Here is a 12,874-nt window from a genome sequence, read left to right on the forward strand (position 1 = left end):
GTCGTCCCGGTGGCGGCAGCGGTGGCGGCGGTTTCCGTCCCGGTGCCCCGCGTGGCCGCGGCGGCGTAGGCGGCGCGTTCGGCCGCGGTGGCGGCGGACGCGGCAAGCAGCGCAAGTCCAAGCGCGCCAAGCGCCAGGAACTGGAGCAGATGAGCGCACCGTCGCTGGGCGGCGTGAATGTGCCGCGCGGCAACGGTTCGACCGAGATCCGGCTGCGCCGCGGTGCGACCATCACCGATTTCGCCGACAAGATCGGCGCGAACCCGGCAGCCCTGGTCACCGTGCTGTTCCACCTGGGCGAAATGGCCACCGCAACCCAGTCGCTGGATGAGGCCACCTTCGAGGTGCTCGGCGAGGAGCTGGGCTACAAGGTGCTGGTGGTCTCCCCTGAGGACGAGGACCGCGAACTGCTCGAAGGCTTCGGGCTGGACCTGGATGCCGAGCTGGAAGCCGAAACCGAGGACATGCTCGAAGAGCGTGCCCCGGTGGTGACCATCATGGGCCACGTCGACCACGGTAAGACCCGTCTGCTCGATGCCATCCGCAAGTCCAACGTGATCGAGGGCGAGCACGGCGGCATCACCCAGCACATCGGTGCGTACCAGATCGTGCACGAGCACGAGGGCCGCGAACGTCCGATGACCTTCATCGACACCCCGGGCCACGAGGCGTTCACCGCTATGCGTGCCCGTGGTGCCAAGGTCACCGACCTGGCCGTGCTGGTGGTGGCCGCGGACGACGGCGTCATGCCGCAGACCGTGGAGGCGCTGAACCACGCCCAGTCGGCCGGGGTGCCGATCATCGTGGCGGTCAACAAGGTTGACAAGCCCGAGGCGAACCCGGACAAGGTCATGGGCCAGCTCACCGAGTACGGCCTGGTGCCCGAGGAATACGGCGGCGAGACCATGTTCGTGAAGGTCTCGGCGCTGCAGAAGCTGGGCATCGACGACCTGCTGGACGCCCTGCTGCTCACCGCCGACGCCAGCCTGGAACTGCAGGCGAACCCGGACAAGTCCGCCCGCGGTGTGGCCATCGAAGCGAACCTGGACAAGGGTCGCGGCGCCGTGGCCACCGTCCTGGTGCAGTCCGGCACCCTGTGCGTGGGCGACACCATCGTGGCCGGCACCGCGCACGGACGTGTGCGTGCCATGTTCAACGAGAACGGGGAGAACCTGGACGTGGCCCTGCCGTCGCGTCCGGTCCAGGTGCTGGGCCTGTCCAGCGTCCCGCGCGCCGGCGACAGCTTCCTGGTCACCGAGGATGAGCGCACCGCCCGCCAGATCGCGGACAAGCGTGAGGCTGCCGAGCGCAACGCCCAGCTGGCCAAGCGTCGCAAGCGCATCACCCTGGAGGACTTCGACCAGGCCGTGGCCGAGGGCAAGATCGACACCCTGAACCTGATCCTCAAGGGCGACGTCTCCGGTGCCGTGGAGGCCCTGGAAGACTCGCTGATGAAGATCGACGTGGGCGACGAGGTGCAGCTGCGCGTCATCCACCGTGGCGTGGGTGCCATCACCCAGAACGACGTGAACCTGGCGACCGTGGACAACGCGATCATCATCGGCTTCAACGTCCGCCCGGCCGAGCGCGTCACCGAGATGGCCGACAAAGAAGGCGTGGACATGCGCTTCTACTCGGTCATCTACGCCGCGATCGACGACATCGAGTCCGCCCTGAAGGGCATGCTCAAGCCGATCTACGAAGAGGTCGCACTGGGCACGGCGGAAGTCCGCCAGGTGTTCCGCTCCTCGAAGTTTGGCAACATCGCCGGTTCGATCATCCGTTCGGGCACCATCAAGCGCAACAGCAAGGCGCGCCTGGTGCGTGATGGCAACGTCATCGCCGAGAACCTGTCGATCGATTCGCTGCGTCGCGAGAAGGACGATGTCACCGAGGTCCGCGAGGGCTTCGAGTGCGGTATCGGCCTGGGCTCGTTCAACGACATCAAGGAAGGCGACCTCATCGAGACCTTCGAGATGCGAGAGAAGCCGCGCGACTAAGACCGCGTCAGGCAATCTGCGTGGGCGCGCACCGGAGCAGCGTTCCGGTGTGCGCCCACGCGCCTTTCAGGCTGGGAATCCGCAGCCAACTCGGGCCGTGGTGCTTGGCAAAACCAGGCCGCCCGGTCCTAAGCTGGGGGAACCACCGCTTGGGAAACTGAAGCTTGAAGCCGCAGCAGGGCTGCCAGGGCAACCTGGGACCGCTGCTGGGGCTTGAACCGTGAAGGAGTAAGAAGATGGCTGACTCAGCCCGTGCCGCCCGCCTGGCCCAGCGCGTGAAGGTGCTCATGGCGCAGTCGCTGCGCAATGTCATCAAGGACGAGCGGATCGACAACGTGACCGTCACCGACGCCCGGGTCACCAACGACCTGCAGCACGCCACCGTGTACTACACGGTGCTCGGGGAGGCCGAACTGAAGGCCGAGGTCGCGGAGCTGTTGGTGCAGAAGACCGGTGCGCTGCGCAAGGAATTGGGCCGGAACCTGACCATCCGGTTGACCCCGACCGTCGAGTTCGTGCCCGATGAGATCCCGGAAAGCGCCTCGCACCTGGAGGAGCTGCTGGCCAAGGCCCGCGAGAAGGACGCCGAACTGGCCGCGCTGCGTGAAGGCAAGACCTTCGCCGGCGGCGAGGACCCGTACAAGAAGGAGCCGGAGGAGGACGAGGAGTAGTCCTCGGCCGTCAAACCGCTCATCCGCCGCGGCGGATGCCACAAGGATCCCCAGGGTGGCAGGCTCAATGCGAGCCTGCCGCCCTGGGGATCCCTTGTTGTGGCCGAACCGCTGTTCCCGGTTGCGGCAGGGGCAGTGGTTACCGCACCCGGGCGCGCAGCACCTTCCCCTCCGTGCCCAGTGCATCGGTGCTGGCGATCAGCTGGTGCCCGGAGACCTCCACGTCCGCGGACATTGCCGCCGGCAGCACGGTCACAGCCTTGCCCCGCACCACCTTGGCCACCCCGCCGCCGAACAGTTCGGAGACGTACACCGCGCCACGGTGATCCACGGCCACACCGGTCGGTGCGTTCAGGCCGCTGGCCACCGTGTAGGTCTTCTTGGTGTGCAGGTTCATCTTGTAGACCTTGCCGGTGGCCAGGGACTCACCCGGGGCGCCGGGAAGCACCGTGTAGTACATCCAGTTGCCCTTCACCGTGATGTCGGTGGGTACCGGCTGGGCCCAGTAGGTCAGGCCCAGCATGCAGTCCGGGATCTGGATTCCGGACTCCGAGGCCAGCTGGCGCACGGTTTCGGTGATCTTGATGGGCTCGGCCGGCAGGGCCTTGACCAGCCGGGTCTTGCCGCGGCGGTCCACGTGCAGGATCGCGTTGGCCCCGGCGTCCCCAACGTACACGCCGCTGCGCACCGGCGCGCTGGAGTAGGGGTGGGAGTAGACCTCGCCCTTGGAACGCAGCGCCGGTGCCTGGGCCAGGCAGGCCTTGGAGACCTTGCGTACCCCGTACACGGTCTTGCCGTCCGGGTCGTGCTTGCGCTCGAAGGCCGCCAGGTCCGCGATGGTGCGCACCTTGCCCCGGTGGTCAATGGACTTGAGCAACGCCGGGTCCTTGGGGCTTGGCGGTGCCTGGTCACTGCCGACCGGATTGTCGAAATAGTAGGCGGTGTGCCGGGCGTAGGAGACCCCGGCGATTTCCCGGCCCGGAGCGTTGACCAGGGTCCGCTTCTTGCCGTGGGCGCTGATGGAGGTCAGCTGCCCGGACATGGACTCCGCAACAAGAATCGAGCCACGGTCTCCAAAAGCGATCCGCAGTGGGCCGACGAGATTGGTGGCGACGGTCTTGACGTTGCTGATCCCGGTGGGCGGCCGGTGGTGGTCTTGCTGATGGGCCTGGGCGGGGGCAAGGCTGAGCGTGACCGCCAATGCGGACGCGGCGGCCCCGGCCGCTATGTGTCGAAGCTTCATGATGATTCCTCGTCAAAGGGTGCCGCGCTCCAAAAAGGACCGCAGCAGCTGCAGTTGGTCCGCATGGTTCCCGGGCATCGCTGGAAAAGGTGGCAGGCTGATCGCGGAGGAGAGGGAGCGTTTCGTAGCAAGAACTGAAGGCAGTGAGCGATGGGGAACGTTTGCGAGTGACACCGTGGAAACGGGATGCGCGCGGTGCCCCAGCTACACCGTGCTCAACGGTGGCGACATGTGCCGTCACGAGTAGCCACGACTTTATGAACTGCTGTGTGCGCCGGTCAATGGCAACCGTGAAAAGCACGTACTTCATGGGCCGAAAGCGGGTAGCGGATGGACTGCTGTCCTCACCAGCAGACGGTTGGAGCCTAGGCTGGACACCTTGAGCGAGCCATCTGCAGGGTACCGGATCCGCCGCGCGCGGCCCGAAGCCGAGGCGGGGGTGGCGAGGTTGTGCCAACGCAGCGGACAGGTCGGCTGGGGCCGCGAAGCACTGCGGAAGACCGCATCCCGGGTCAGTCTCGTGGCCATGCAGGACGATACTGTCATTGGCGTTGCCAAGACCCATTGGCATGCTGAGCCGGACCGTGCCGCGCCGGCAGGGCATTACCAGGGCGGGATTTCCATCGACCCGCGGTGGCGCAGACACGGGGTGGGCCGGGCGCTGACAGCGGCACGCCTTGCCTGGATCGCCCCTCGCGCCGACGTTGTCTACTACTTCACGAACGAGAACAACACGGCCTCCATCAAGCTGCATGAGAGTTTTGGTTTTCAGCTGTTGTTTGCCGCCGGAAGCCTCCATTCAGTATCGGCAGATGACGGCAGGTCCAAGCTCCTGCTTTTTGCGCTGCACCGGTTGGCCAACTCTGTGTCACCGCTCACCCTTGATGATAAGGACAGGCTAAATAGTTGATACCACGCCTATACTGGAGGGCGTGAGTAAAGCCGGACAGCCCCAGGAAACGCAAGCATCAGGTCTGGTGCTGGTCGACAAGGACCAAGCAATGACCTCCCATGATGTCGTCGCCCGTGTGAGGCGGCTGGCCGGCACCCGAAAAGTAGGCCACGCCGGCACCCTGGATCCCATGGCCACCGGAGTCCTGGTGGTCGGCGTGAACAAGGCGACTCGTCTGCTGACCTACATCGTGGGCCACGACAAGACCTACACGGCGACAATTCGTCTGGGGCAGTCCACCGTCACCGATGACGCCGAAGGCGAGATCCTCTCCGAGCGCATCGCCGCGGCGGTCACGGAGGAAGACATTGAACGCGAGGTGTCCAAGCTGCGCGGGGACATCGAACAGGTGCCTAGCCAGGTTTCCGCCATCAAGGTGGACGGCAAGCGTTCCTACGCTCGCGTGCGCGAAGGCCAGCAGGTGGAGCTGAAGGCCCGTCCCGTCACGATCAGCCGCTTCGACATCCTCCAGGTGCGCCGCGAACACGGCGGGAAGATCATCGATGTGGACGTGATCGTATCCTGCTCCTCCGGCACCTACATCCGCGCCCTGGCCCGCGACGTGGGGGAGGCCCTGAACGTTGGGGGACACCTCACTGCCCTGCGCCGCACCGAGGTCGGCCCCTACAAGATTTCCCAGACCAAGCGGCTGGCCGAACTGGCAGAGGAATTCGAGATGCTGCCCCTGGACGAGGCGGCCGCAGCACTCTTCCCGAACCGGACCGTGAGCGTGGATGAGGCCGTGGAGTTGTCCTTCGGCCGCACGATCGCCGCCTCCAGCAGCGTCATGGACGTTACGAAGGACGAGATCGTGGCGGCCTTCGCCCCGAACGGCACCCTCGTGGCGTTGCTCAAGGACCAGGGAGCCAAGGCGCGCACCCAGCTGGTCTTCACCGCCAAATAGCGGTGTGCGGCCGGTGGGGGAACACCGGTGGAGAAAAGCACGACACCTGCACAAGTATCGAAAGGGCACAGGCCTGTGATCATCGTTGACGGCTTCTTTATTGCCGGCGCCATCATTTGTGGCCTGGCCGTGCTGCTGGGACTGGTCGCCACCATCATCCGCACCTACCCGGATGACTACGCGTTGATCGCCACGGCACTGACCGAAGTCTTCCTGGTTGTTTATGGTATCTCCGCCGCGATCCGCCAGCTGGGCGGACAGCCGATCACCGGGGAAGTCTGGGAATTCTGGGGCTATCTGATCACCGCCCTGCTGATTCCGCCGATTGCCTTCTTCTGGGCCGTCAGCGACAAGAGCCGCTGGGCCAACGCGGTACTGACCGCCAACGGGCTAATAGTTTTCGTCATGTTGTTCCGCATGGAACAGATTTGGGATGCAGGAGCATTGGTATGAGTGAAAAGGCGCGCAACTCGCGCATCGTCGACGCCGCAGCGGCACGCAAGGGCGAGCAGCGCGCGCCCAAGCCGGCACGATCCACGGGCCTGGGTCGAATCATCATCGCGGTGTACGGCGTGCTGGCACTCTCGGCAACGATCCGGGCGCTGTACCAAATGTTCTTCCGGGACTTCTCCGAGGCACCGGTGGCCTACACCCTGTCACTGATTTCCGGGCTGGTGTACATCCTGGCCACCGTGACCCTGGCCTCCTCCAAGCCGAAGGCCTGGTTCACCGCCCTCTACGCGGTGTCCTTCGAACTGGTGGGCGTGCTGGTGGTGGGCATCCTGTCCTTCACCCACCCCGAGCTTTTCGGCCACGATTCGGTGTGGAGCTTCTTCGGCAAGGGATACGGCTACGTCCCGCTGGTTCTGCCGTTCGTGGGTCTGTGGTGGCTGTACCGCAACCGCGATGAGCGCCGCGCCTAACAGACATGTAAGAATTGCTTGGGCAGGTTTGCTGCCCTCCACCACACCTAAGGAGCAACGTGCACTATTGGAAGGGTCTTGAAGCGGTTCCGGCAGCTGTCGGTCCCACGGTGGTGACCATTGGCAACTTTGACGGGGTTCACCTCGGGCACTGCCAGGTGCTGGACCGCGTGGTCCAGCAGGCCAAGCAGCGGGACGCCAAGTCGGTCGCGATCACCTTCGACCCGCATCCGGCCCTGGTGCACCGCCCCGAATCGGCGCCCGAACTGATCATGGGCCTGGCCGACCGCATCGACACCCTGGATGCCGTGGGGTTGGATGCGGTCCTGATGATCCACTACACCCTGCAGTTCGCGCAGAACTCCGCCGAGGACTTTGTGCGTGAGGTGTTCGTGGACAAGCTCGGTGCCGTTGCCGTGGTGGTGGGCCACGACGTGCGCTTCGGCAAGGACAATGCCGGGGACTTCGCGTACATGTGCGAGCTGGGCGAAAAGTACGGTTTCGACGTCATCGGCGTGCAGGATGTGGGGGACAAGCGCCGCCTGTCATCCACCTGGGTGCGTGAGGAACTTTCCGCGGGCAACGTTGAGGGCGCCGCCGAGATCCTGGGCCGTCCCCATCGGATGCGCGGGGAGGTGGTTCACGGCGCCAAGCGCGGACGTGAACTGGGTTTCCCGACCGCCAATCTTTCCAGCGACGCCAGCGGCATCATCCCGGCCGACGGCGTCTATGCCGGATGGCTCGTGGATGAGGCCGACATGCGTTGGCCGGCCGCGATTTCCGTGGGCTCCAACCCGACCTTCGACGGCGTTTCGCGTGTGGTCGAGGCCCACGTCATTGACCGGCCTTCCGAGGACTTCGGGGACTTTGACCTCTACGGCCAGCAAATCGTGGTGGAATTCGTCAAGCACCTGCGCCCGATGGTCGCCTACCGCGGCATCGAGGCCCTGATCGAGCAGATGAACGAAGACGTCGAGCAGGCCCGCTCGGTGCTCTCCCAGCAGGCGTAGCCGGGCACGGGCTTTGACGGATCATGGCTGAGATTCCCTCGCTGCCGCAGCGCGCCTTCATCCTGCCGGAGCAGAAGCGGGCCGCGATGGCCGCCGCCTACCAGCATGGCGCCAAGAGCTATGACCGGATCCGACCCCCGTACCCGCAGGCCGCACTGGACTTCACCCTGGAGGGGCCGGTCAAACAGGTGGCCGACATCGGGTGCGGCTCGGGGATCTTTACCGAACAGCTGGCCTCGCGGGGTGTCGAGGTGTGGGCCGTTGATCCTTCCCAGGACATGCTCGATGTTCTCGTTTCCCGTTTGCCCTGTGCGCATACCGTCCTCGCGCCGGGGGAGCAGACCGGGCTTGCCGAGTCCAGCGTGGACGTGGTCAGCTACGCCCAAGCCTGGCACTGGGTTGATCCCGAGCAGGCCAGCGCCGAGGCGGCCCGGTTGCTTCGCGAAGAGGGCAGGCTGGTGTTGCTGTGGAACCAGCTGGATGTCTCGGTGCCCCGGGTGCACCGGCTGACCCGGATCATGCATGCCGGGGACGTTCACCGACCGGAACTCATTCCGCCCTTCGGACCCCAGTTCGCGGCCCCTGAATCAGGGATCTGGCACTGGTCCATGGCACTAACGCTTCAGGAGGTCATTGAACTGACCCGTTCGCGCAGCTACTACCGCCGCGCGAACGAAGCAACCAGAAACAAAGTTGAGTCCAACTTGCGTTGGTACTGGTGCGAGCACCTTGGCCATGACGCCGCCGAACGGGTCGACGTGCCATATCTCACCCATGCCTGGAGGGCGCGAAAACGCCGGGGTCGGTGATAGCATTAACGCTGGCCTACGCTGCAGTCCGCGGTTGCGTAGGCTTCGCACTGGGAGTCAAAACCCGGAGCACTACCTTGTAAGCGCGGTCCAACTCTAGGAGTTTGTATGGCACTGGATGCCGCAGTCAAGCAGGAAATCATCAAGGCTTACGCCACCCACGAAGGCGACACCGGTTCGCCCGAGGTGCAGATCGCTGTGATGTCGCGCCGGATCTCGGACCTGACCGAGCACCTGAAGCAGCACAAGCACGATCACCACACCCGCCGTGGTCTGATGGCTCTGGTCGGTCGTCGTCGTCGTATGCTCGGCTACCTGAAGAACACCAACATTGAGCGCTACCGCTCGCTGATCGAGCGTCTGGGTCTGCGTAAGTAGTACCCCCTCGCAAATTTGAAATCCCCGGCGCTGCCGTGGGCAAGTCGACGAAAGTCGGATGAGCTCATTGCGGTGTCGGGGATTTCTGTATCCTTGATGACTTTGCAAAGTACGGTAGAGGCAACTGTGTTGTGGAATGTATGTTGTTAGCTGCGCCTTCTTGTGATCCCACCTGTGATATGACCAGAATGTAGAACCTCACCCCTGCGGATCCCAAGGACAAGCAATGAGCGAACCAGTCCCAGAACAAGGACAATCCGAGGTGCCGGTCTGGCCCAAGTTCATTTTGCCTGTGCTGACGGTACTCGAAGATGGAAGTATCGTGCACCGCCGGGATCTGATTCACCGATCCATTGAAGCAGCTGGCCTCTCAAAATCTGCCCGAGAAGAGACCCTCAACTCCGGTGGTTTACGTGCCGAACAGCGACTGGGCTGGGCCTTCAGCCACCTGACCAAGGCCGGATGGATAGAACGGCCAACGCGTGGCAACTACCGGATTACCGAAGCCGGCCGCAGATGGGCAGCAGAGCATCCCAATGGATTGGACTCACTCTCGGAAGCTAACAAGATCTTCGAACCATTTTGGCCCCAGGGAAAGAAAACGGCGCTGCCCAAGGATGAAGCCGTCCTGGTACAGGTAGTGGATGATCCCATCGAACAGATCGAATTCGGGATCAACAGAATCACCAAAGATGTGGGGGAACACCTGCTGACGCGCTTACGCGACAGCCACCCCGATTTCTTTGAAGAGGCCGTCGTCAAGCTGTTGCTGGCCATGGGCTATGGAGGGGCAGAGCAGCGTGGGCGACGTATAGGCGGTACCGGTGACGGGGGAGTCGATGGCGTCATTGACCAGGACGCCTTGGGCCTGGAACGAATCTACGTCCAGGCAAAGCGGTACAAGGAAGGCAACAGCGTCGGGCGCGAAACAATCCAGGCATTCATCGGTGCACTGCACGGATTTGGCGCGAGCCGCGGAGTCTTCATCACCACCAGCACATTTACCCAGCACGCTCGTGACTACGCATCCGGGATCCAGTCGCGGGTCATCCTGATAGACGGGAAGAGACTGGTTTCCTTGATGATTAAGTACCGGGTCGGTGTTCAAGTAAAGCAGACATACGACGTCGTTGAAGTGGACGAGGATTTCTTCGACTAGCAGGGCTGAGGCACAGAGCTAACTTCCACCCGGCCGCGAGGACAGCAGAGGAAAGCATCGGGCCGACGCTCAGCGTTCGCTAAAGCGAGCCAAGCTGGTTATCGTGGTTGGCACGTACTTCCACGGCTGGAGCGTGGTTTTCCTGCACGGCAGGCTCCAGCCAGCAACGAAGGGTTGAATCCATGCCGGAAACTGCAATGTTCGGAATGTCTTCTCGTCTCAAGGTCTTCGTTGCGGCCTGCTTGGCGACCGGTTCGATCTTTACCGGGGCGAACGGACTGACCATCGTCCCCCTGTTAGCAGCGACGGCGATGCTGGCCGTGGGGATTGCGGCCACGTCGGAATCCGGGCGGGATGCTCAACTTGTCGTCCCTGTCCTGGGGATTATGGCCAGTACTTTCTCCGTCATGGGCACCGCGTTTGTTCTGACCTCGAACTCGATACTTCCCTTTGGCGCCACCGCTGTCATCGCCGCTGTTCCGGTTCTCGCGTGGATTGCTCTAGGCCTGACAATGGGAAGGCCTCAGGCGACCGCCACCGCATAGACCCGGCAACCGTCAGCAGACGGCTCGAAGCGCGCAAACCGGCCGGCCCCTGCGCATAGGGCGATGCAAAACCGGAATGAGCCTTCGACTTTGAAATTCCTGCCCGGTTTCTTGGACTGCGGCGGGGTACTGTTTCCTACCTTATGTTGCGTACGGCGATCCGGCGCTGCTCCTGTGTGGGGTACGCTCAAAGTTGACGATGACTGTGGAGGTCAATGCGATGAGCGCAGTACAAACCACCGAATCCATCCGGTCGCAGCCGTTGAACAAGATTTCTGTTTTTGCATTCGTCATCGCACTTCTAAGCGTTTTCGCCCTATGGTTCTTCGACCTGGCAACCGTGGCGATCTTCGCCGTCGGTGCAGGCCACGTGGCCCTGCACCAGCTGAAGACCACCCCGGGCAGGGGAGCGCTGCTGGCCCGCTCCGCACTTTTTATCGGGTACGCGGTTGCGGCGATATCGCTGATTTCCTTCCTGATGATGCTTCCGGTCATCATTCAGCGCCTCACGCTCTAGACGCTGCCTTGTCACCGAAACCCCCTCAACAGGACGTGAAAGAATAGCGGCATGGGCGCCTCGAAAGCCGAAGGGCACAAACTCCAAAACATCGTGCTGATCCGCCGGATACGCGACCGGATCGACCGGGAGTACGCCCAGCCACTGAACCTTGAGGCGTTGGCCCGCGACGCGCATATCTCCAGCGGCCACCTGAGCCGGGAGTTCCGGCGCATCTATGGCGAGTCCCCATACTCGTATTTGATGACTCGGCGAATCGAACGTGCGATGACCCTGCTGCGCCGCGGAGATGTCAGCGTCACCGACGCCTGCTTCATGGCGGGCTTTTCCTCATTGGGGACATTTAGCACCCGCTTCACCGAGCTGGTGGGAGTTGCGCCCAGCGTGTACCGGCATGAGCATTCGCCCAGCAGCCCGGGGATCCCTCCCTGCCAGTCACGGCAGGTCACCAGACCGGTCAGGAATCAAGAAGCCGCCGCGAAATAGCGCTGGTAGCTTTTAGGCATGGACATCAAAATCAATTACGCATTCCTGCCGCACACCGACGGCGAAGCCGCCCTTGGGTTCTACCGCGATGCCCTGGGATTCGAGGTCCGCAAGGATGTCGGATACCAGGACATGCGCTGGATTACGGTTGGTCCGGTGGGCCAGCCGGAAACCTCCATCGTGCTGCATCCGCCGGCAGTGGACCCGGGTATCAACGAGGAAGAACGCGCCACCATCCTGCAGCTGATCGCCAAGGGCGCCTATACGGCGCTGACCCTTTCCAGCGATGACCTTGATGGGCTGTTCGCACGGCTCGAGGCCGCGGGCGCCGACGTGGTCCAGGAACCCATGGATCAGGACTACGGGGTGCGGGACTGCGCCTTCCGTGATCCGGCAGGCAACCTCATCCGCATCAACCAGGCATAGGTGCCCCAGCGTCACCGAAAGCCGCCGAACTTCGACAAGGAACCAAAATGCCGCTTCGCCTGGATATGGTTCGGCTCAGATCCTCCGACCCTGTCGCCAGCCACTCCTTTTACCGCCAAGCCTTCGCGCTCAATGACGCCAACGCCACGGATGCCGCCGATACACCGCTGAATATCCACGGCAAGGGTCAGCTGCACATTGTCCCGGGGGAGGGAATACCTCCGGCAAGCCCGGCCTTTGACGGGTATGTCCTCGGTGCCATTCTCCAGCAGCCCACTGATGTGGACCAGCTGCTGGGCGCGGCGCACCAGCAGGGGGCACGGATGATCAAACCGGCCAAGAAACAGTTCTTCGGGGACTACTCCGCCTCCTTCCACGCCCCGCAGGGAGCGATCTGGAAAGTCTCCGCGGCCACCAAGAAGAACTCCGCCACCGGGCAGGCCTCGCCCAAGCCGAATGAGCTGCTGGTCCTGCTGGGGGGTGAGCAGCCCCAGCAGACCGCCACCTTCTACCAGCAGCTGGGAATGCTTACCCGCCACGATTACGGGGACAAGTTCATTGACTTCCAGCTCACCGAGGGCGGTTTCCGGCTGGGGCTGCTGCCGCGCAAGGGGCTGGCCAAGGACGTCGGGGCCAACGACGAGGGCAAGGGCCATGACGGTGCCCTGACCCTCTGCCATCATGCGACGTCCCGGGAGGCACTGCAGGCACTGCTGGACACGGCACGAGCCGCAGGAGCCGGGAACGTTCTGGAACCGCACCAGCAGGACGGCCAATGGCATGCCGGCTTTAGCGACCCGGCCGGGTACGGCTGGAAGCTCACCAGCCCGGTGTAGGCAAACCCGCCGGAA

16 protein-coding genes are annotated in these 12,874 nt (G+C 63.6%); 15 read left to right on the forward strand and 1 reads right to left on the reverse strand.

Translation table 11 applies throughout. The features are described 5' to 3' along the window. Positions 1–2,000 (forward strand): translation initiation factor IF-2 (gene infB, locus RCJ92_RS06330; RefSeq protein WP_446754062.1); only part of this gene is annotated, 2,000 nt, incomplete at its 5' end. 236 nt (positions 2,001–2,236) lie between these two features. Continuing rightward, a complete protein-coding gene (gene rbfA / locus RCJ92_RS06335; RefSeq protein ID WP_346922275.1) occupies positions 2,237–2,671 on the forward strand; it encodes a 30S ribosome-binding factor RbfA in 435 nt (144 codons plus the stop codon). Between the two features lie 139 nt (positions 2,672–2,810). Here rbfA and RCJ92_RS06340 read toward each other — a convergent pair whose 3' ends face one another. Then, positions 2,811–3,914, reverse strand: a complete 1,104-nt coding sequence (locus RCJ92_RS06340) for a ScyD/ScyE family protein (protein WP_446754063.1) — start codon at positions 3,912–3,914, stop codon at positions 2,811–2,813. 379 nt (positions 3,915–4,293) lie between these two features. Here RCJ92_RS06340 and RCJ92_RS06345 point away from each other — a divergent pair, with 379 nt between their 5' ends. The 13 genes from RCJ92_RS06345 to RCJ92_RS06405 all read left to right on the forward strand — a co-directional run bounded on the left by RCJ92_RS06345 (position 4,294) and on the right by RCJ92_RS06405 (position 12,859). Next, positions 4,294–4,824, forward strand: coding sequence for an N-acetyltransferase family protein (locus tag RCJ92_RS06345; protein ID WP_446754064.1), 531 nt, complete (start codon positions 4,294–4,296; stop codon positions 4,822–4,824). 22 nt (positions 4,825–4,846) lie between these two features. Continuing rightward, the gene (gene truB, locus RCJ92_RS06350) at positions 4,847–5,770 is read left to right on the forward strand and encodes a tRNA pseudouridine(55) synthase TruB (RefSeq protein ID WP_446754065.1); all 924 of its coding nucleotides are present in this window, start codon (positions 4,847–4,849) and stop codon (positions 5,768–5,770) included. Positions 5,771–5,845: 75 nt separating this feature from the next. Further along, positions 5,846–6,223, forward strand: coding sequence for a hypothetical protein (locus tag RCJ92_RS06355; protein ID WP_246049763.1), 378 nt, complete (start codon positions 5,846–5,848; stop codon positions 6,221–6,223). Beyond that, a complete protein-coding gene (locus tag RCJ92_RS06360; protein WP_171021084.1) occupies positions 6,220–6,693 on the forward strand; it encodes a hypothetical protein in 474 nt (157 codons plus the stop codon). Before RCJ92_RS06355 ends, RCJ92_RS06360 begins: the two co-directional genes overlap by 4 nt. Before the next feature lie 59 nt (positions 6,694–6,752). Then, positions 6,753–7,703, forward strand: coding sequence for a bifunctional riboflavin kinase/FAD synthetase (locus tag RCJ92_RS06365; RefSeq protein WP_138173296.1), 951 nt, complete (start codon positions 6,753–6,755; stop codon positions 7,701–7,703). Between the two features lie 23 nt (positions 7,704–7,726). Next, on the forward strand, positions 7,727–8,512 hold the full coding sequence (locus RCJ92_RS06370) for a class I SAM-dependent methyltransferase (protein WP_446754066.1): 786 nt from the start codon (positions 7,727–7,729) through the stop codon (positions 8,510–8,512). A 108-nt stretch (positions 8,513–8,620) separates the two neighbouring features. Further along, positions 8,621–8,890 carry a 30S ribosomal protein S15 gene (gene rpsO, locus RCJ92_RS06375; RefSeq protein WP_054820746.1) on the forward strand — a complete coding sequence of 90 codons (270 nt, stop codon included), beginning with the start codon at positions 8,621–8,623 and terminating at the stop codon, positions 8,888–8,890. 226 nt (positions 8,891–9,116) lie between these two features. Further along, complete coding sequence (locus tag RCJ92_RS06380; protein WP_446754067.1) at positions 9,117–10,049, forward strand: restriction endonuclease; 933 nt, start codon at positions 9,117–9,119, stop codon at positions 10,047–10,049. A 206-nt stretch (positions 10,050–10,255) separates the two neighbouring features. Beyond that, positions 10,256–10,594: a hypothetical protein gene (locus RCJ92_RS06385; RefSeq protein ID WP_446754068.1), complete on the forward strand. Its 339-nt coding sequence runs from the start codon at positions 10,256–10,258 to the stop codon at positions 10,592–10,594. A gap of 199 nt (positions 10,595–10,793) precedes the next feature. After that, positions 10,794–11,111 carry a hypothetical protein gene (locus RCJ92_RS06390; protein ID WP_343831188.1) on the forward strand — a complete coding sequence of 106 codons (318 nt, stop codon included), beginning with the start codon at positions 10,794–10,796 and terminating at the stop codon, positions 11,109–11,111. Positions 11,112–11,162: 51 nt separating this feature from the next. Next, complete coding sequence (locus tag RCJ92_RS06395; protein ID WP_446754069.1) at positions 11,163–11,597, forward strand: helix-turn-helix transcriptional regulator; 435 nt, start codon at positions 11,163–11,165, stop codon at positions 11,595–11,597. A gap of 18 nt (positions 11,598–11,615) precedes the next feature. Beyond that, positions 11,616–12,023, forward strand: coding sequence for a VOC family protein (locus tag RCJ92_RS06400; RefSeq protein WP_343831192.1), 408 nt, complete (start codon positions 11,616–11,618; stop codon positions 12,021–12,023). Between the two features lie 47 nt (positions 12,024–12,070). Continuing rightward, positions 12,071–12,859 (forward strand): VOC family protein, encoded by a 789-nt coding sequence (locus RCJ92_RS06405; RefSeq protein ID WP_446754070.1) that lies wholly within the window; start codon positions 12,071–12,073, stop codon positions 12,857–12,859. Positions 12,860–12,874 lie beyond the last annotated feature (15 nt).

The sequence above is a fragment of the Glutamicibacter sp. BSL13 genome (assembly GCF_052928425.1).

Coding starts and splice junctions, on each gene's coding strand:
- rbfA (WP_346922275.1), top strand. CDS start 2,237: ATGGCTGACTCAGCCCGTGCCGCCCGCCTGGCCCAGCGCGTGAAGGTG.
- RCJ92_RS06340 (WP_446754063.1), bottom strand. CDS start 3,914: ATGAAGCTTCGACACATAGCGGCCGGGGCCGCCGCGTCCGCATTGGCG.
- RCJ92_RS06360 (WP_171021084.1), top strand. CDS start 6,220: ATGAGTGAAAAGGCGCGCAACTCGCGCATCGTCGACGCCGCAGCGGCA.
- RCJ92_RS06370 (WP_446754066.1), top strand. CDS start 7,727: ATGGCTGAGATTCCCTCGCTGCCGCAGCGCGCCTTCATCCTGCCGGAG.
- rpsO (WP_054820746.1), top strand. CDS start 8,621: ATGGCACTGGATGCCGCAGTCAAGCAGGAAATCATCAAGGCTTACGCC.
- RCJ92_RS06380 (WP_446754067.1), top strand. CDS start 9,117: ATGAGCGAACCAGTCCCAGAACAAGGACAATCCGAGGTGCCGGTCTGG.
- RCJ92_RS06385 (WP_446754068.1), top strand. CDS start 10,256: ATGTCTTCTCGTCTCAAGGTCTTCGTTGCGGCCTGCTTGGCGACCGGT.
- RCJ92_RS06390 (WP_343831188.1), top strand. CDS start 10,794: ATGACTGTGGAGGTCAATGCGATGAGCGCAGTACAAACCACCGAATCC.
- RCJ92_RS06395 (WP_446754069.1), top strand. CDS start 11,163: ATGGGCGCCTCGAAAGCCGAAGGGCACAAACTCCAAAACATCGTGCTG.
- RCJ92_RS06400 (WP_343831192.1), top strand. CDS start 11,616: ATGGACATCAAAATCAATTACGCATTCCTGCCGCACACCGACGGCGAA.
- RCJ92_RS06405 (WP_446754070.1), top strand. CDS start 12,071: ATGCCGCTTCGCCTGGATATGGTTCGGCTCAGATCCTCCGACCCTGTC.